General features: G+C 61.8%; 18 protein-coding genes. 8 read left to right on the top strand and 10 right to left on the bottom strand.

Annotation, left to right across the window (positions count from 1 at the left end; translation table 11 throughout):
* Positions 1 to 206 precede the first annotated feature (206 nt).
* From glnK to sutA, 4 genes are all read left to right on the top strand, one after another.
* Complete coding sequence (glnK, locus tag PspS04_RS26660; protein WP_095164831.1) at positions 207 to 545, top strand: P-II family nitrogen regulator; 339 nt, start codon at positions 207 to 209, stop codon at positions 543 to 545.
* 35 nt (positions 546 to 580) lie between these two features.
* Positions 581 to 1,918: an ammonium transporter gene (locus PspS04_RS26655; protein ID WP_095164829.1), complete on the top strand. Its 1,338-nt coding sequence runs from the start codon at positions 581 to 583 to the stop codon at positions 1,916 to 1,918.
* 215 nt (positions 1,919 to 2,133) lie between these two features.
* Positions 2,134 to 2,559 carry a secondary thiamine-phosphate synthase enzyme YjbQ gene (locus PspS04_RS26650; RefSeq protein ID WP_095164827.1) on the top strand — a complete coding sequence of 142 codons (426 nt, stop codon included), beginning with the start codon at positions 2,134 to 2,136 and terminating at the stop codon, positions 2,557 to 2,559.
* A 102-nt stretch (positions 2,560 to 2,661) separates the two neighbouring features.
* Positions 2,662 to 2,988: a transcriptional regulator SutA gene (gene sutA, locus PspS04_RS26645; protein WP_095164825.1), complete on the top strand. Its 327-nt coding sequence runs from the start codon at positions 2,662 to 2,664 to the stop codon at positions 2,986 to 2,988.
* A gap of 207 nt (positions 2,989 to 3,195) precedes the next feature.
* Here sutA and PspS04_RS26640 read toward each other — a convergent pair whose 3' ends face one another.
* The 6 genes from PspS04_RS26640 to lptM are packed head-to-tail and all read right to left on the bottom strand — an operon-like array spanning position 3,196 to position 7,806.
* Positions 3,196 to 3,900: an HAD family hydrolase gene (locus tag PspS04_RS26640; RefSeq protein ID WP_159998560.1), complete on the bottom strand. Its 705-nt coding sequence runs from the start codon at positions 3,898 to 3,900 to the stop codon at positions 3,196 to 3,198.
* Positions 3,897 to 4,796 carry a tyrosine recombinase XerC gene (gene xerC, locus PspS04_RS26635; protein WP_159998558.1) on the bottom strand — a complete coding sequence of 300 codons (900 nt, stop codon included), beginning with the start codon at positions 4,794 to 4,796 and terminating at the stop codon, positions 3,897 to 3,899. Before xerC ends, PspS04_RS26640 begins: the two co-directional genes overlap by 4 nt.
* Positions 4,797 to 4,798: 2 nt before the next feature.
* On the bottom strand, positions 4,799 to 5,524 hold the full coding sequence (locus PspS04_RS26630; protein WP_095164819.1) for a DUF484 family protein: 726 nt from the start codon (positions 5,522 to 5,524) through the stop codon (positions 4,799 to 4,801).
* A gap of 13 nt (positions 5,525 to 5,537) precedes the next feature.
* Complete coding sequence (gene dapF / locus PspS04_RS26625) at positions 5,538 to 6,368, bottom strand: diaminopimelate epimerase (RefSeq protein WP_095164817.1); 831 nt, start codon at positions 6,366 to 6,368, stop codon at positions 5,538 to 5,540.
* A gap of 4 nt (positions 6,369 to 6,372) precedes the next feature.
* The gene (lysA, locus tag PspS04_RS26620) at positions 6,373 to 7,620 is read right to left on the bottom strand and encodes a diaminopimelate decarboxylase (protein WP_095164815.1); all 1,248 of its coding nucleotides are present in this window, start codon (positions 7,618 to 7,620) and stop codon (positions 6,373 to 6,375) included.
* Between the two features lie 9 nt (positions 7,621 to 7,629).
* A complete protein-coding gene (gene lptM, locus PspS04_RS26615; protein ID WP_159998556.1) occupies positions 7,630 to 7,806 on the bottom strand; it encodes an LPS translocon maturation chaperone LptM in 177 nt (58 codons plus the stop codon).
* Between the two features lie 239 nt (positions 7,807 to 8,045).
* On the opposite strand from lptM, the gene cyaY reads away from it, so the two are divergent.
* The 3 genes from cyaY to rnk all read left to right on the top strand — a co-directional run bounded on the left by cyaY (position 8,046) and on the right by rnk (position 9,165).
* Positions 8,046 to 8,378: an iron donor protein CyaY gene (gene cyaY, locus PspS04_RS26610; RefSeq protein ID WP_095164811.1), complete on the top strand. Its 333-nt coding sequence runs from the start codon at positions 8,046 to 8,048 to the stop codon at positions 8,376 to 8,378.
* A 4-nt stretch (positions 8,379 to 8,382) separates the two neighbouring features.
* Positions 8,383 to 8,607 (top strand): DUF1289 domain-containing protein, encoded by a 225-nt coding sequence (locus PspS04_RS26605; protein WP_095164809.1) that lies wholly within the window; start codon positions 8,383 to 8,385, stop codon positions 8,605 to 8,607.
* Positions 8,608 to 8,754: 147 nt separating this feature from the next.
* Positions 8,755 to 9,165, top strand: coding sequence for a nucleoside diphosphate kinase regulator (gene rnk / locus PspS04_RS26600; protein WP_095164808.1), 411 nt, complete (start codon positions 8,755 to 8,757; stop codon positions 9,163 to 9,165).
* A gap of 7 nt (positions 9,166 to 9,172) precedes the next feature.
* Here rnk and PspS04_RS26595 read toward each other — a convergent pair whose 3' ends face one another.
* The 3 genes from PspS04_RS26595 to PspS04_RS26585 form a co-directional block, all read right to left on the bottom strand.
* On the bottom strand, positions 9,173 to 12,022 hold the full coding sequence (locus tag PspS04_RS26595; protein ID WP_159998554.1) for a class I adenylate cyclase: 2,850 nt from the start codon (positions 12,020 to 12,022) through the stop codon (positions 9,173 to 9,175).
* A 184-nt stretch (positions 12,023 to 12,206) separates the two neighbouring features.
* The gene (locus PspS04_RS26590) at positions 12,207 to 12,452 is read right to left on the bottom strand and encodes a TIGR02647 family protein (RefSeq protein ID WP_095164804.1); all 246 of its coding nucleotides are present in this window, start codon (positions 12,450 to 12,452) and stop codon (positions 12,207 to 12,209) included.
* 107 nt (positions 12,453 to 12,559) lie between these two features.
* Positions 12,560 to 12,859, bottom strand: coding sequence for a hypothetical protein (locus PspS04_RS26585; RefSeq protein ID WP_095164803.1), 300 nt, complete (start codon positions 12,857 to 12,859; stop codon positions 12,560 to 12,562).
* Between the two features lie 125 nt (positions 12,860 to 12,984).
* Between PspS04_RS26585 and PspS04_RS26580 the strand changes: the two genes are divergently transcribed.
* Entirely contained in the window at positions 12,985 to 13,644 is a 660-nt protein-coding gene (locus tag PspS04_RS26580) for a glutathione S-transferase family protein (protein ID WP_159998552.1), read from the top strand.
* A gap of 51 nt (positions 13,645 to 13,695) precedes the next feature.
* Here PspS04_RS26580 and argH read toward each other — a convergent pair whose 3' ends face one another.
* Entirely contained in the window at positions 13,696 to 15,090 is a 1,395-nt protein-coding gene (argH, locus tag PspS04_RS26575; RefSeq protein ID WP_159998550.1) for an argininosuccinate lyase, read from the bottom strand.
* Positions 15,091 to 15,323 lie beyond the last annotated feature (233 nt).

Genomic DNA, 15,323 nt, shown 5'->3' with positions numbered 1-15,323 from the left:
CTAAGGCTTGAGTAACCCATGCACTGATGCAGTCGCTGTGACGAATGCAGTGCGGCAGGCGAAACGGGGAGTTTCGTCGGCAGCGGTTAACTGGCGTCAGTCGGGCAGGTACGGCCGACGATGCGTTACAAAGCCAGGCACTGCGCTTAGACTTGAGTCGGGTTTGTTTTCCTGGGGCAAGTCCACCAATTCGGGAGAGAGTTTTCATGAAGCTAGTCACTGCCATCATCAAGCCGTTCAAACTGGATGACGTCCGCGAGGCACTGTCCGAGATCGGCGTGCAGGGCATTACCGTCACTGAGGTCAAAGGCTTCGGTCGGCAGAAGGGTCACACCGAGCTGTATCGCGGCGCGGAGTACGTGGTCGATTTCCTGCCCAAGGTGAAGATCGATGTCGCCATTGACGACAAGGATCTGGACCGGGTTATCGAGGCGATAACCAAGGCGGCCAACACCGGCAAGATTGGTGACGGCAAGATTTTCGTGGTCAATCTGGAACAGGCTATTCGCATCCGTACCGGCGAAACCGATACCGACGCGATCTAAGCCGCCACAACCCCAACGCCCCAGGAGAAAACAATATGACTCTGCGTAAATTCGCAGGGCTAGGAGCCCTGTTGTCCCTCGTAATGCCCAGCCTGGCCATGGCGGCAGACGAAGTGGCGGCTCCAGTCCTCAACTCCGGCGATACCGCCTGGATGCTGACCGCGACAGCCTTGGTGCTGTTCATGACCATTCCCGGCCTTGCGCTGTTCTACGGCGGCATGGTGCGCTCCAAAAACATTCTTTCCGTGATGATGCAGTGCTTCGCCATTACCGGTCTGATCAGCATCCTGTGGGTCATTTATGGCTACAGCATTGCGTTCGACACCGCGGGCATGGAGCAGGGCGTCGTCAACTTCAACTCGTTCTTCGGCGGCATGGGCAAGGCGTTCCTCGCCGGTGTCACCCCGGCGAGCCTGACAGGGCCGGCGGCACTGTTCCCTGAAGCGGTGTTCATCACCTTCCAGATGACTTTCGCCATCATCACCCCGGCGCTGATCGTCGGTGCCTTCGCCGAGCGGATGAAGTTCTCCGCAATGCTGATCTTCATGGGTGTGTGGTTCACCCTGGTGTACGCACCGATCGCGCACATGGTCTGGTCCGGCCCCGGTGGCCTGATGTGGGACTGGGGCGTCCTGGACTTCGCAGGCGGCACCGTGGTGCACATCAACGCCGGTATCGCCGGTCTGGTGGCCTGCCTGGTGCTGGGCAAGCGCAAGGGTTTCCCGACCACCCCAATGGCTCCGCACAACCTCGGTTACACCTTGATGGGCGCGGCCATGCTGTGGATTGGCTGGTTCGGCTTCAACGCCGGTTCCGCCGCGGCGGCCAACGGTACTGCCGGCATGGCGATGCTGGTAACCCAGATCGCAACCGCTGCCGCTGCCCTGGGCTGGATGCTGGCCGAGTGGCTGACCCACGGCAAACCTAGCGCCCTGGGCATCGCCTCGGGTGTGGTTGCCGGCCTGGTGGCCATTACTCCAGCCGCTGGCACCGTGGGCCCGATGGGCGCCCTGGTGATCGGCTTGTCGGCCGGCGTGGTGTGCTTCTTCTGCGCTACGACCCTGAAACGCAAAATGGGCTACGACGATTCCCTCGACGCCTTCGGCGTGCACGGTATTGGCGGTATTCTCGGTGCGATCCTCACCGGCGTATTTGCTGCACCGTCGCTGGGTGGCTTCGGCACCGTGACCGACATCGCTGCACAAGTCTGGATTCAGTGCAAAGGCGTGGGTTTCACGGTGATCTACACCGCGATCGTCACCTACGTCATCCTCAAGGTATTGGACGCCGTCATGGGTCTGCGCGTGACCGAAGAGGAAGAGGCAGTCGGCCTGGACCTGGCACAACACAACGAGCGCGGCTACAACCTGTAAGCATGCGCGGAAAAAAACTTGCCCGGCTTGCCGGGCATTTTTTTGTTCTGGATTTGTCACTCAGGCCTAGGCTGAAAGGATTTTTCTGACAGCTTTGCCGGGGTTTTCCGCAGCGGTTTTTCCAGGGGCGATGGCTTACAGCATGGCGCGAATATTAGGGTCTTTGTTTTTTCCCAGAGCGCGCTAGAATGCGCCCCGAACGTGCGGAGAACTGTATGTGGCAACAGACTCTGATTACCCTGCGGGCCAAGCCCCGGGGCTTTCATCTGGTAACGGACGAGTTACTCGCCGGCCTGCCTGAACTCAAGGCATGCCGGGTCGGTCTGTTGCACTTGTGGCTGCAGCATACCTCGGCGTCGTTGACCATCAACGAGAACGCCGATCCGGCGGTACGTCGCGACTTCGAACGGTTTTTCAACCGGTTGATCCCACAAGGCGCAACCGGTTATGAGCATAACGACGAAGGCCTGGACGACCTCCCGGCGCACTTCAAGGCCAGTTTGCTAGGCTGTCAATTGAGTTTGCCGATCACGGCGGGCCGATTGGCGTTAGGTAGCTGGCAAGGTGTTTATCTGGGCGAGCACCGTGATCATGGCGGTGCTCGTAAAGTCCTCGCCACCGTGCACGGTGAAGGGGCATAAACCGCTGGTTACCAGTGGATTTTGAATTTTTTCTGGCAGTCGTCGACAGACGACGAAGCTGGGCTATAACTAATCTGCTTTTCGCAAGTCATGAGGTAGAACATGAGCGACGATGATCTGGAAAACGACGACCTCGAAGTAGGCGACGAAGACGAGGCCGAAGAAGGCCTTGAAGCTGCGGCGGAAGACGTTGCTGACGACGATGGTGGCGACGATACGCCGGCCCCGACCGCCAAAGGCAAGGCCAAGGCTGCGGTGTCGGTAGACGAGCTGCCGAGCGTTGAAGCCAAGAACAAGGAGCGTGATGCTCTGGCCCGCGCGATGGAAGAGTTCCTGGCCAAAGGCGGCAAGGTTCAGGAAGTCGAGGCCAACGTGGTGGCCGATCCACCAAAGAAGCCTGATAACAAGTACGGCAGCCGGCCTATCTAAGGGTCTGCACTGTGTTTGCTGAAAAAGCCCGCCGTCGCTGCGGGCTTTTTTATGGGTGGTGGTGGGTGGATCCGTTGCTGCGGTAACGGCTGCTTAGGGTTTCGCCCTTACGTGAACTGCCCTCCAATCCCCCGTAGCAGCTGCCTAGCCCGCGAGGCTGCGTTCGAGGACGCAGTCCTCGCCACCGTCAATACCACAAGCAGGGGCTTAACGCAGCTCCGACCAGCGTGCCAGCAACTCCGGCAGTTCTGTCAGGCAACGAATCTCGGCATCCGGTGCCTGGTCTGCTTCCCATGCCTTGCCCGCCGGGTTGAACCAGATTGCGCGCAACCCCGCTTGCTGGGCCCCGGCGATGTCATCACCGGGATGATCGCCGACATGCACCGCATTGGCGGCAGTGGTTGCACCGCGCTGCAGGGCTTCGTGGAACAGGCGGGCATCGGGCTTGGCGATGCCGATGTCTTCGGCGCACAGGGCAAACTTGAAGTAATCGGCCAGCCCCAGGCGGCGTACGTCGGCGTTGCCGTTGGTGACCACGCCCAGGGCGTAGCGGTTGCGCAGGATCTCCAGTGTCGGTTGCACCTCGGGGAATATCTCGAGCTGGTGCCGTGCGTGCAGGAAGACTTCGAAGGCCTGTTCGGCAAGTTCGCTTGCCTGTGGGTGGGCGTAGCCGGCTTCTTCCAGGGCGTGCAGCAACACCCGGCGGCGCAAGGCGCTGATGCGATGTTTGAGCTGCGGTTCGAGGCCCAGTACCCGTTCACGGATGGCCCACAAATGCTCGACCGGCAAGGCGCCCAGGACCGGCGTGTGCTCGGCCAGCCACTGGCGCAGTACGGCTTCCGCGCTGACGATCACCGGGGCGGTGTCCCACAGGGTGTCGTCGAGGTCGAAGGTGATCAGTTGGATTGTCATTGCTCATCGCCCTTGATGCGTTTGGCCCGAGGGTGGGCGCTGTCGTAGACCGTGGCCAGGTGCTGGAAGTCCAGGTGGGTGTAGATCTGGGTAGTCTTGATGTCCGAGTGGCCAAGCAACTCCTGCACGGCGCGCAAGTCCTGGGAAGACTCCAGCACGTGGCTGGCGAAGGAGTGCCTGAGCATGTGCGGGTGCAGGTTCTGCCCCAGCTCCCGCTCGCCTGCGGCCTTGATCCGAAGTTGCACGGCGCGTGAACCGAGGCGTCGGCCTTTTTGGCTGACGAATAGCGCATCGTCCGGCGGATTGGCCAGGGCGCGCAAGGGCAGCCAGCACTCCAGGGCCTCGCGGGCTTTCCTGCCGATGGGCAGCACCCGGGTCTTGCTGCCCTTGCCGAGCACTTGCACCAGGCCATCCGCGAGGTCGAGCTGGTCGAGGTTCAGGCCGGTGAGCTCCGACAGACGCAGGCCACTGGAGTAGAACAGCTCGAGAATCGCCTGGTCGCGACGGGCCAGGAAGTCGTCCTCGACGGCCCCTTCGAGCAGTTGCAGGGTGCGGTCGGTGTCGAGGGTCTTGGGCAGGCGTCGCTCGCCTTTGGGCGGGGCCAGGCCGTTGGCCGGGTCGTGGTCGCACAGGCCTTCGCGGTTCAGGTAGTGATAGAGCCCGCGCACGGCCGACAGCAAGCGCGCCAGGCTGCGCGAGGACTGGCCCTGGGCATGCAGACGCGCGACCAGGCCGCGCAGGCGCTGGATGTCCAGCGCGCTCCAACTGCCGATGTGCAGTTTCTCGCAGTGTGCCAGGACCTTGTTCAGGTCACGGCGGTAGGCTTCAAGCGTGTGCGGCGACACCTGACGCTCACTGCGCAGGTGCTCGCAGTAGGCGTCCAGTTGCCGTTCCATGGTCAGCGCACCGAGCGCAGGGTGCTGTTGACCCGTGGCAATACGCGGCCCATGACTTCGGCGATGTAGCTGAGGAACAGGGTGCCGACCGAACTCTTGTAGTGCTGCGGATCGCGGCTGGCGATGGCCAGCACGCCATGCAGGCCCTGGTGACTGATGGCAACCACGGCCGTGGAGCCGATCTGCAGGCGTTGTTCTTCGCCAAACAGGAAGTCCAGTTCATGCTCGCGCAGGGTGCCGCTGACGCTTTTGCCTTCGGACAGCAACCCGCCAATGGCCTTGTGCGCTTCGGCGTCGCTGACCCAGCGGCCGACCGGCAAGGGCTCGTCGCTGAACAGGATCAGACTGACAAAGGGTACCTGGAAGTCCTGGCGCAGGCTGTCTTCAACACTGATGACCAGGTCATCCAGGCTGTTGGCGTCCATCAGGGCGAGGATCAGGCGGCGGGTCTTGTCGAACAGCCGATCGTTGTCGCGGGCGACATCCATCAACTGCGAAAGACGGTGGCGCATCTCGATGTTGCGTTCGCGCAGGATTTTCATCTGCCGCTCGACCAGCGAGATGGTATCGCCACGCTGGTGCGGTATGCGCAGGGCCGGGAGCAGTTCTTCGTGCTCGACGAAGAAATCCGGATGAGCCTCAAGGTACGCGGCAATCGCCGCCGCCTCCAGGCTCTCGGAAGGGCATTCGTCGGGCTGCGGGGCTGGAACCTTGGGCTGATCAGTCATGGATTTAGCTCACTCAAAGACGCACTTGTCCTTCGTATACGCGTACTGCCGGACCGGTCATCATCACCGGTTGGCCAGGACCTGCCCATTCAATGGACAAGCGCCCGCCGGGCAGGTCGATCAATAGCGGCGAATCCATCCACCCCTGGCTGATCGCGGCCACTGCAGCGGCACAGGCGCCGGTACCGCAGGCCTGGGTTTCCCCGGCGCCCCGCTCCCAAACGCGCAACTGCGCACGATTGCGGTCGATGACCTGGAGGAAACCGACGTTGACCCGTGCCGGAAAGCGCGGGTGATGTTCGATCTTCGGCCCCAGTGCATGCACCGGCGCGTTGTTGATGTCGTTCACGCGCAGCACGGCGTGCGGGTTGCCCATGGACACCGCGGCCAACTCGACGGTCTGGCCGTCGACCTCGACCGGGTAGCTGTTGGCTTGCGCGTCGGCCTGGAACGGAATGTCCGCTGGCACCAGGCGCGGTGCCCCCATGTTGACGCTGATCTGACCGTCATTGCGAATATCGAGTTCGATTATGCCGCTCTTGGTCTCGACGCGGATCTGGCGCTTGGCCGTCAGGCGCTTGTCCAGCACAAAGCGGGCGAAGCAGCGCGCGCCATTGCCGCATTGCTCCACTTCGGAACCGTCGGAGTTGAAGATCCGGTAACGGAAATCCACCTCCGGGTTGCTCGGTGCTTCGACAATCAACAACTGGTCGAAGCCGACACCGGTGTGGCGGTCGCCCCATTGCTTGGCGTGCTTGGGCAGAATGTGCGCGTGCTGGCTGACCAGGTCGAGGACCATGAAGTCGTTGCCCAGGCCGTGCATCTTGGTAAAACGCAGCAGCATGGGTTTACTCCGGCAGCAGGCTTTCGCCAGCAAACAACTCGGCTACCGTCTCGCGGCGACGCACTTCGAATGCCTGATCACCGTCCACCAGCACTTCGGCGCAACGGCCGCGGGTGTTGTAGTTGGAACTCATGACAAACCCGTAGGCACCGGCCGAATGCACGGCCAGCAAGTCGCCTTCTTCCAGCGCCAGTTGACGATCCTTGGCCAGGAAGTCACCGGTTTCGCAGATCGGGCCGACGATGTCGTAGGCGCGTGCCGCAGTGTCGCGTGGGCGCACGGCCGTGACGTCCATCCAGGCCTGGTACAGCGCCGGGCGGATCAGGTCGTTCATGGCCGCGTCGACGATGGCGAAATCCTTGTGTTCGGTGTGCTTGAGGTACTCGACCTGGGTCAGCAGCACGCCGGCGTTGGCGACGATGAAGCGGCCCGGCTCGAACACCAGCGCCAGGTCGCGACCGTCGATACGTTCGCGCACGGCCTTGATGTAGTCGGCAGCCAGCGGTGGCTCCTCATCGCGATAACGCACACCCAGGCCGCCACCCAAGTCGATGTGGCGCAGGTAGATTCCGCAATCGCTGAGGCGGTCGATCAGCGCCAGCAGGCGGTCGAGGGCATCAATGAAGGGGGGCAGGGTGGTCAGTTGCGAACCGATGTGGCAATCGACGCCGACCACTTCCAGGTTCGGCAGTTGGGCGGCGCGCACATAGACGTCTTCGGCGTCGGCGATGGCGATGCCGAACTTGTTTTCTTTGAGGCCGGTGGAGATGTACGGGTGGGTGCCGGCATCGACGTCCGGGTTCACGCGCAGCGAGATCGGTGCACGCACACCCAGCTCGGCGGCCACCACTTGCAGGCGCTCCAGTTCGTCGGTGGATTCGACGTTGAAGCAGTGCACGCCGACTTCCAGGGCGCGGCGCATGTCGTCGCGGGTCTTGCCCACGCCGGAGAATACGATCTTGTCGGCCGCACCGCCTGCAGCCAGGACCCGTTCCAGCTCGCCACGGGAGACGATGTCAAAACCGGCGCCCAGACGCGCCAGGACATTCAGTACGCCCAGGTTGGAGTTGGCCTTGACCGCGAAGCAGACCAGGTGCGGGGTGCCAGCCAGGGCATCGGCATACGCCAGGTACTGGGCTTCGATGTGCGCACGGGAGTAGACATAGGTGGGGGTGCCAAAGCGCTCGGCGATGGCGGACAAGGCAACACCTTCCGCGAACAGCTCACCGTCACGGTAGTTAAAAGCGTCCATGATGTTCCCTTAGTAGGTGCTGTTGCTGTGTTCGTGCGCTTTGGACTGCGACGATTTGGCCTGTTCATCTGCAGGCTTGCTGTCATCGGGCAGGTACAGCGGGCCTTTTTGACCGCAGGCCGATAACAGGCAGGTAAAAGCGACGAGCGAAGCGAGCGCAGCAAGGGAAGAGATCAGGCGCTTCATGGCGAAATCCTTGAGAATGCGTTAATTGCGCCGGAGTATACCGGCCACCCGGCAGCTTGCCTATGCGACGGGCCACCCGTCCGGCGGGCCTTTGCCCGTGGCTTGCGATCGAGCAGACAATGGCAGGCGGTTATTGGTCCACCTTGCCCGGTGCTTGGTCGGTATCCTTTGCAATCGCCGGGGCGCGTCCGTATCTTGCGGCGCTTGAGCGTAAGTAGACACTTTTTGAGGTTGCCGCAATGAGTTTGACTGAAGCCCGTTTCCACGACCTGGTCGATGCCACCCAGCAGACACTGGAAGATATTTTCGACGACAGCGGCCTGGATGTTGATCTGGAAAGTTCGGCTGGGGTCCTGACCGTCAAGTTCGAAAGCGGCAGCCAGTTGATCTTCAGCCGCCAGGAGCCACTGCGCCAGTTGTGGCTGGCAGCGGTGTCCGGCGGGTTCCACTTCGACTACGACGAAGAAAGCGAGCGCTGGATGTGTGACAAGAGCGAAGAGCAACTGGGCGAAATGCTCGAGCGCATCGTCAAGCAGCAAGCCGATGCCGAGCTCGACTTCGAAGGTCTCTGACAGCGTGACTGAACCTGCCCCCGTTCGTGCGCCCAAGCCGCTGTACAGTAATGTCAGCCCGGCCGTGCCATCGCCCTGCACCAATGTCTGCCGGCTGGATGAGGAAAAAGTCTGCAAGGGCTGTTTCCGCCATGTCGAAGATATTCGTGAATGGCGTTCGGCGGACGATGAACGACGCCGGGTGATTTGCGCCCAGGCGCACAATCGCCGCGCCCACGTCGCTCGGTAGGCGCCACCTGCCGCGACCGGCTTGTATATTTTTTGAGCTGTGATAGTGTCCGGTTACGCCTCAACCCATCGAGGCGCGTGAAAACCCCGCCTGTTTTATGGCGGGGTTTTGCTTTTTTCGTGCAGAAGAAAGGAGTCTGCCTGAATCATGACCGTACCTTCCATCACTCTTACCCGTCTGGACGTACAACGTCTGGAGCGCCTGATCGACAGCCTGGATGACACGCTGCCGGGCGTGATCGCGCTGCAAACCGAACTGGATCGCGCCGATACTCTGGTCGGTCACGATGAGGTGCCTGCCGATGTCGTAACCATGAACTCGCGTGTTCATTGCCGTGAAGAAAGCGGCGGCAAGGACTATCACCTGACCCTGGTCTACCCCAAGGACGCGAATGCCGATGAAGGCAAGATTTCCATTCTTGCGCCGGTCGGCAGTGCACTGCTGGGCCTGAAGGTTGGCCAGCACATCGACTGGCCAGCACCGGGTGGCAAGACCCTGAAGCTGACCCTGCTCGAAGTCGAGAACCAGCCAGCCAATGGCGGCGATTTCTCCCTCTGAGAAGGCTTCAAACCTGTTCGAGCGCCTTGTTCAAAGCGCGCTCCAGGTCTGCCTTGTAGCGCAGGTACAGATTGCTCGAGCCGGGGCTGTCAGCCAACAGCCCTGAAAGATCCAGGTCGGTGATATAGCAGCGATAGGGCTGCATCTCCCGGCGACGCCCGACTATCTCCCGCGCCACCACGGCAAACAACTGATCGCCGTACTCCAGTTCGCTGTACTCCCGTTGATTGCAATACAGGGTGACCTGCACCTTCCCTGGCACAGCTTTGCCGACAATCGCCTGCACGTCATAGAACGGCCTGTCGGCGGGGATCTGCGGTGCTGGCTGCGGTTCTACCCGGCGGGCCCGCCCAGTGCCCGCGGGCAGTAACTGGTAGTAGTGGATGTCCAGCTGCGGCAGCGGCTGCGTGGCGTCCATGGGCAGCATGGCGTCGCGGCGAAACAGGATCGACTGCACGAACCGCTGCAGGGGTACCAGCAGGCTGTTGTCATCGTGATAGGGCTGGCGCTGGTACCACAGGGTGTTGAACTCATCCAGCACATACAGCTCGGCCCCGCTGTCGCCGACGCGGTAGAACACTTGAATGCAGCCGGGCTGGCCCATGGGCAGGATCAGCGCCAGGTCGTGCTCTTCCAGGGCCATTGGGTCCAGGTGCAGTGGGCTGTAGGCGGTCTGTTCCTGGCCCAGGTAATCGAGCAGGGCGGGCAGGGTGCCCAGGGCCATATGCCGGACCTGGCCGGGTACCAGCTCCAGCACGTGGTAGTGCTGCTGGACCTGGATCAGGTAGCGCTGGTTGAGGTCGCTCAGCAACAGGTGCTGCGCGGTGTCGAAGATTTCCTCGACCCGCCGGGCAATGAACTGTGCGCGGTTGTGGCAGAAGCACTGGACCCGCAGGCGCGGCTGCCGGGGGCCTTGGGGCAAGTGGTTGAGGTAATCGCGCAGGCAGTCGAGCAGGGCGTGGGGCCCGTCATGACGATTGACCAGCACTTCATTCCAGCTGTTGAGCGTGACCTGGTCGAGGGTCAGTACCAGGTTTTCACGGACCCCGGCATAACTCAGCGAGTCGGTGCGCTCGGTGGTCATCAGGATGTTCAGGTCGCGGTGATGCTTGAGTGGGTCGATGCCCACGTTCACCAGAATCAGCACCTCGGCTGGCTCGATGGCACGCAGCAGTTGCTCCTCGTCGACGCTGGCCAGGGGCAGGGCGATGGTCTGCTGCAGGCTGCCCAGCAGGTTGAACAGCTCGAACTCACTCAGGTCGCTGTTGCCTGGGTGCAGCGCCAGGCGGGTGCTGCTGTCGATCACGCCGTTTCGGTGGCACCAGGTCAGCAACTCGAGGAGGTGGCTGTTGCGTTTGAGCGGCGCGAAGTGTTCCCACTCCAGGTTACCCAGGCTGCCGTTGTACAGGCCCCAATGGGTCTGCCCGGGGGCTTTTTTGTTGGCCGACTGCACCAGCGTCAGGGTGTCTTCGGCCAGGTCCGGGGCAATGCCCGGGTTGATGAACTCGACCTTGTCGGCCTTGCGTTCGAAGGCCGCATAGAGCCGGCGGCCGAGTACATTGAGGTCGCGTTTGTTGATCAGGCTGACGCTGCGTTCAGTGCGGGCAAACTGGCTGAGGAAGCGATAGCTGTAGTTGAGCTCGTTGACCAGGGCCCGACGCTCGGCACTGACCTGGCGGACCTTCCACTGGCTGCGGCTGTCGAGCAATGCCAGTTGTCGATGGTCCCAGCGCCACTCCTCGGCCAGCCGTTGCAGGAGCTGGCTCTGCCAGCGGCTGTTGCGTTGAGCGCTGGTGCCGGTGAGCTTGCGGTTGACCTTGAGGTACAAGGCGCGTCGCACCAGCTCCAGGCGTTCCGTTTCGCCCCGGGCGTTGAGGTATTGCTCGATACGGCGGTACACCATGATGTAGGGGTCGAGTTCGTCCAGCTCCAGGCGGTTGGCGAACACCGCTTGCTTGAAGCGCAGGCTCAGGCATTCGACCTGCGGATGCTCACTGGCGTAGACCTCGATCAGCAGCAACTTGAGCACCGACTTGTAGGGCGACTCGATGCCTTTGAACAGTTGCCAGAGCCCGGCGCCGATGAATTCCCCGGGCGGAATGTGGGCCAGGTGACCGAGGTCGAGGGTCTCCTCGGCGCGCACAAAACGCTTGGACAACAGGGTGTGGGTGTACAGCTCGTAGCCGGGCTCTTCATACACCGGTACCAGCCACCAGATTGGCGTGCGCCCGGCAAGCCAGATCGCAGTGCGATAGAACTCGTCCAGCAGCAGATAGTGCTGGCTGGTGCCGCAGTCTTCGGAGCTGAGCTGGCTATCGCGCTCGCCGCGGACAAACCGCTGTGGCTCGATCAGGAAGCAATGGGCCTCGGCGCCCTGGCTGGCGGCCCAGGCTTCGAGCAACTGAGCCTTTTTTCCCAGTTCAGCGAGTTCGTCCGCGCGAAGGTCCGGGGCGTGGCAGATCCACAGGTCCATATCGCTCTGATCGGCCTGGGCCAGGGTGCCGAGGCTGCCCATCAGGAACAGACCGTGAATCGGCTGTGGCGGGTTGCCGCGACGGGCCTTGTAGGAAAAGGATCGGGTCAGGCGCTGCGCTTCCGCGAGGGTGCCGGCATCAGGTTCGAAATTCGCCACGCCGGCGGGGGTGCTGCTCGAGACGTAGCCCGGCAACAGGGGATGATTGACATGGAAAAACAGCGGCAGCAGCTTGAGGACCATTTGCTGGCGCGGTGTTAACCCTTCCATGGCCCGGGCCATGCGGCCGTTATTGAGCGTGAGGAAGCGTGCGCGCAACTGGCTGAGAACCTTGCGATCGATTCCCTCGTCCAGGTCGGGGCGGATTTCATGGGTGCGGGTCATGTCAGCTCAAACCGGCTCGCAGTCAACGAACGTGGGAAAGTTTCAGGTGCTGGGGCAGTCTACAGCCTCGCGCACAGGACTTTTAAGCTGATTGTTGATTTCTGGCGCCAAACATCTATCGGTTGGCGACAGTCTGCCCGCGGAAATCCCGATGCAGGGGTTCCCGTGGGCGATACCGGTGTCGTTATGCGGTTTCTTCGACGGACAGGATGGTCAGTACAGTCTGCACATTCTGCGCGGCGTCACGCCCCAGGCTGGTCAGATACCCGCCATCGGGTTGATCGATCAATTCTTTTTCGAACAGGCGTTGTGCGGCAGCAATAGCTTTCGGGGCAGCGGTCTGATGAATTTTCAAACCTTCCTGGGAACTGTCCAGGTTGAAGAGTGCAAGGATTTCCAGTTCGGCAACCAGCTCAGGGGTAAGCGACATAAGGACTCCAGACTTTCTAGGAATATGACTGTAGCGCCCCTAAGGTGAACGCACTCGGGCGAGCTGTCCAGTGTTGGCTGCGGGCTTTTCGCCCGCCCGGGTGATTCTTATTTCTTTTCCGGCGGCAGCTCGGGTAGGGCACGCAGGGCAGCTTCGTACCACTGGGTGTCGAACGCGCGGTCTTCTTCGAGGATCGCGTCGATTTCCACCGCCAGCACGTGGGCCATCAGGCTGAGGATTTCCTCGCGCTCGTAACCCACCAGGGTCAGTTTGTTGAAGGTGGCTTTGGCTGCGGGCGGGTTGTCGCTTGCGATCTGGTTTTCGATGGCTTCGACCAGGGTGTTCTCGGCGAACTCTTCGTCGTCGATGTCGTCGTTCGTATTGGTGCCGGGGGTCAGCTCGCTCATGGCAGGCTCCTCAAGGTAAGGCCAGCAGTTTACCTGCATTCAGCGCCGTGATGCTGCTGGCGAGAGTGCCCCTGAGGATCTATAACAGTCGCTGCCAACCCCCTGCACGGCCTGGAGGCTTTGTGATGCTCAAGCTTTATGGTTTTTCCGTCAGCAATTACTACAACATGGTCAAACACGCCTTGCTGGAGAAGGGCCTGGCATTCGAGGAGGTCGCCTTTTATGCCGGTCAAAGCCCGGAGGCGTTGGCGATCAGCCCGCGCGGCAAAGTGCCGGTGCTGGGGGTCGAACAGGGATTTATCAACGAAACCAGCGTGATCCTGCAGTACCTCGAAGACACCCAGGGAGGCACTGTGCTGTTACCCAGGGCGCCGTTCGAGCGGGCCCAGGTGCTGGCACTGGCCAAGGAAATCGAGTTGTACATCGAACTGCCGGCCCGCGCGTGTTTCGCCGAGGCGTTTTTTGGTATGCCGGTACCTGACGCGATCAAGGAAAAAGCCAAGGGCGAGCTGCTGCTGGGTATTGCGTCCCTGGGGCGGCACGGCAAGTTTGCTCCCTACGTGGCGGGTGACAGCCTGAGCATCGCCGACCTGTACTTCCTGTACAGCGTCAGCCTGGCCTGTGCGGTGGGGAAAAAACTGTTCGAGCTGGACCTGTTGGCAGAGCTGCCGGCGGCCAGGGCATTGCTGGAGCGCTTGCAGGAAACGCCTATTGCGCAGCGCATCAATGCCGACAAAGAGGCGGGGATGCCTGCATTTTTGGCGATGATCGCTTCAAAGAAGTGAAGCTTCGCTGGCGAGCCGCAAGCGGGCGTCGCCAGCGAAGCTTCCAGCGATTTAGCGACTGGCCAACAGCGCCTGGCCGCGAATCACCGCCGCCTTCACCTGAGCCGGTGCAGTGCCGCCAATGTGGTTACGGGCATTGACCGAACCTTCCAGTGTCAACACGGCAAATACGTCCTGCTCGATCTGGTCGCTGAACTTGCGCAGCTCTTCCAAGCTCATTTCCGCCAGGTCCTTGCCACTTTCCACGCCGTACTTCACGGCGTGACCGACGATTTCGTGGCAGTCACGGAACGGCAGGCCGCGGCGTACCAGGTAGTCGGCGAGGTCGGTTGCGGTGGAGAAACCGCGCAGGGCCGCTTCACGCATGATGGCGTGTTTTGGCTTGATCGCCGGGATCATGTCGGCGAAGGCCCGCAGCGAGTCGCGCAGGGTGTCGGCAGCGTCGAACAGCGGTTCCTTGTCTTCCTGGTTGTCCTTGTTGTAGGCCAGGGGCTGGCCTTTCATCAGGGTCAGCAAGCCCATCAGTGCGCCGAACACCCGGCCGCTCTTACCGCGCACCAGTTCCGGAACGTCGGGGTTTTTCTTTTGCGGCATGATCGAGCTGCCGGTGCAGAAGCGATCAGGCAGATCGATGAACTGGAACTGCGCACTGGTCCACAGCACCAGTTCTTCGGAGAAGCGCGACAGGTGCATCATGGCGATGCTCGCGGCGGCGCAGAATTCGATGGCGAAGTCGCGATCCGAGACGTTGTCCAGCGAGTTGCCGCCCACGGCGTCGAAGCCCAGCAGTTGTGCGGTCAGCTCGCGGTCGATCGGGTAGGTAGTGCCAGCCAGCGCGGCGCTGCCCAACGGCATGCGGTTGGTGCGCTTGCGGCAGTCGACCAGGCGCTCGTAGTCACGGCTGAGCATTTCGAACCAGGCCAGCAGGTGATGTCCGAAGGTCACTGGCTGCGCGGTCTGCAGGTGCGTGAAGCCCGGCATGATGGTCTCGGCTTCGCGCTCGGCCTGCTCCAGCAGGCCTGTTTGCAGGCGAGTGATTTCAGCCAGGATCAGGTCGATTTCGTCGCGTAGCCACAGGCGGATATCGGTCGCTACCTGGTCGTTACGGCTGCGGCCGGTGTGCAGCTTCTTGCCGGTGACGCCGATGCGGTCGGTCAGGCGCGCTTCGATGTTCATGTGCACGTCTTCGAGGTCGATGCGCCAGTCGAAGGTACCGGCCTCGATTTCACCCTGGATGGTGCGCAGGCCGTCGATGATGCTGTCGCGCTCGGCGTCGGTCAGCACGCCGACCTTGGCCAGCATGGTGGCGTGGGCGACGGAGCCCATGATGTCGTGGCGATACAGGCGCTGGTCGAAAGTGACGGAGGCGGTGAAGCGGGCGACGAAGGCGTCGACGGGTTCACTGAAGCGGCCGCCCCAGGACTGATTGGTCTTGTCAGTGCTCATGAATTCGCTCGTGATCGGCTGAAGGAGAATGGCGTAAAAACCTGCGGCGGATAATAACAGGGTTGCCAATCGTGTCGTTGACGCTGGTCGATACGTTTTTTCCTGATGGAGGGCCATACTCAAGAGGTCGCCGCCACGAATGCGCAACGATATTTGTCAATTGCCCACTTTTGGCACGGCGAGCGTCTACAGTTGCACGTTAGGAGCCGCGCGAACGATACGCGCAGGGCTCA

The sequence above is a fragment of the Pseudomonas sp. S04 genome, assembly GCF_009834545.1.
Lineage (GTDB): Bacteria > Pseudomonadota > Gammaproteobacteria > Pseudomonadales > Pseudomonadaceae > Aquipseudomonas.
Note: the sequence above shows the minus strand (reverse complement) of the source record. Positions and strands in the feature narration are given on the sequence as shown.

Bases quoted from the DNA above. Each gene is read 5' to 3' on its own strand.
- rnk (WP_095164808.1), top strand. From the start codon at position 8,755: ATGACCGTACCTTCCATCACTCTTACCCGTCTGGACGTACAACGTCTG.
- argH (WP_159998550.1), bottom strand. From the start codon at position 15,090: ATGAGCACTGACAAGACCAATCAGTCCTGGGGCGGCCGCTTCAGTGAA.
- glnK (WP_095164831.1), top strand. From the start codon at position 207: ATGAAGCTAGTCACTGCCATCATCAAGCCGTTCAAACTGGATGACGTC.
- PspS04_RS26630 (WP_095164819.1), bottom strand. From the start codon at position 5,524: ATGACTGATCAGCCCAAGGTTCCAGCCCCGCAGCCCGACGAATGCCCT.
- PspS04_RS26650 (WP_095164827.1), top strand. From the start codon at position 2,134: ATGTGGCAACAGACTCTGATTACCCTGCGGGCCAAGCCCCGGGGCTTT.
- PspS04_RS26595 (WP_159998554.1), bottom strand. From the start codon at position 12,022: ATGACCCGCACCCATGAAATCCGCCCCGACCTGGACGAGGGAATCGAT.
- cyaY (WP_095164811.1), top strand. From the start codon at position 8,046: ATGAGTTTGACTGAAGCCCGTTTCCACGACCTGGTCGATGCCACCCAG.
- xerC (WP_159998558.1), bottom strand. From the start codon at position 4,796: ATGGAACGGCAACTGGACGCCTACTGCGAGCACCTGCGCAGTGAGCGT.
- PspS04_RS26590 (WP_095164804.1), bottom strand. From the start codon at position 12,452: ATGTCGCTTACCCCTGAGCTGGTTGCCGAACTGGAAATCCTTGCACTC.
- dapF (WP_095164817.1), bottom strand. From the start codon at position 6,368: ATGCTGCTGCGTTTTACCAAGATGCACGGCCTGGGCAACGACTTCATG.
- PspS04_RS26640 (WP_159998560.1), bottom strand. From the start codon at position 3,900: ATGACAATCCAACTGATCACCTTCGACCTCGACGACACCCTGTGGGAC.
- sutA (WP_095164825.1), top strand. From the start codon at position 2,662: ATGAGCGACGATGATCTGGAAAACGACGACCTCGAAGTAGGCGACGAA.
- lptM (WP_159998556.1), bottom strand. From the start codon at position 7,806: ATGAAGCGCCTGATCTCTTCCCTTGCTGCGCTCGCTTCGCTCGTCGCT.
- PspS04_RS26585 (WP_095164803.1), bottom strand. From the start codon at position 12,859: ATGAGCGAGCTGACCCCCGGCACCAATACGAACGACGACATCGACGAC.
- PspS04_RS26580 (WP_159998552.1), top strand. From the start codon at position 12,985: ATGCTCAAGCTTTATGGTTTTTCCGTCAGCAATTACTACAACATGGTC.
- PspS04_RS26655 (WP_095164829.1), top strand. From the start codon at position 581: ATGACTCTGCGTAAATTCGCAGGGCTAGGAGCCCTGTTGTCCCTCGTA.
- lysA (WP_095164815.1), bottom strand. From the start codon at position 7,620: ATGGACGCTTTTAACTACCGTGACGGTGAGCTGTTCGCGGAAGGTGTT.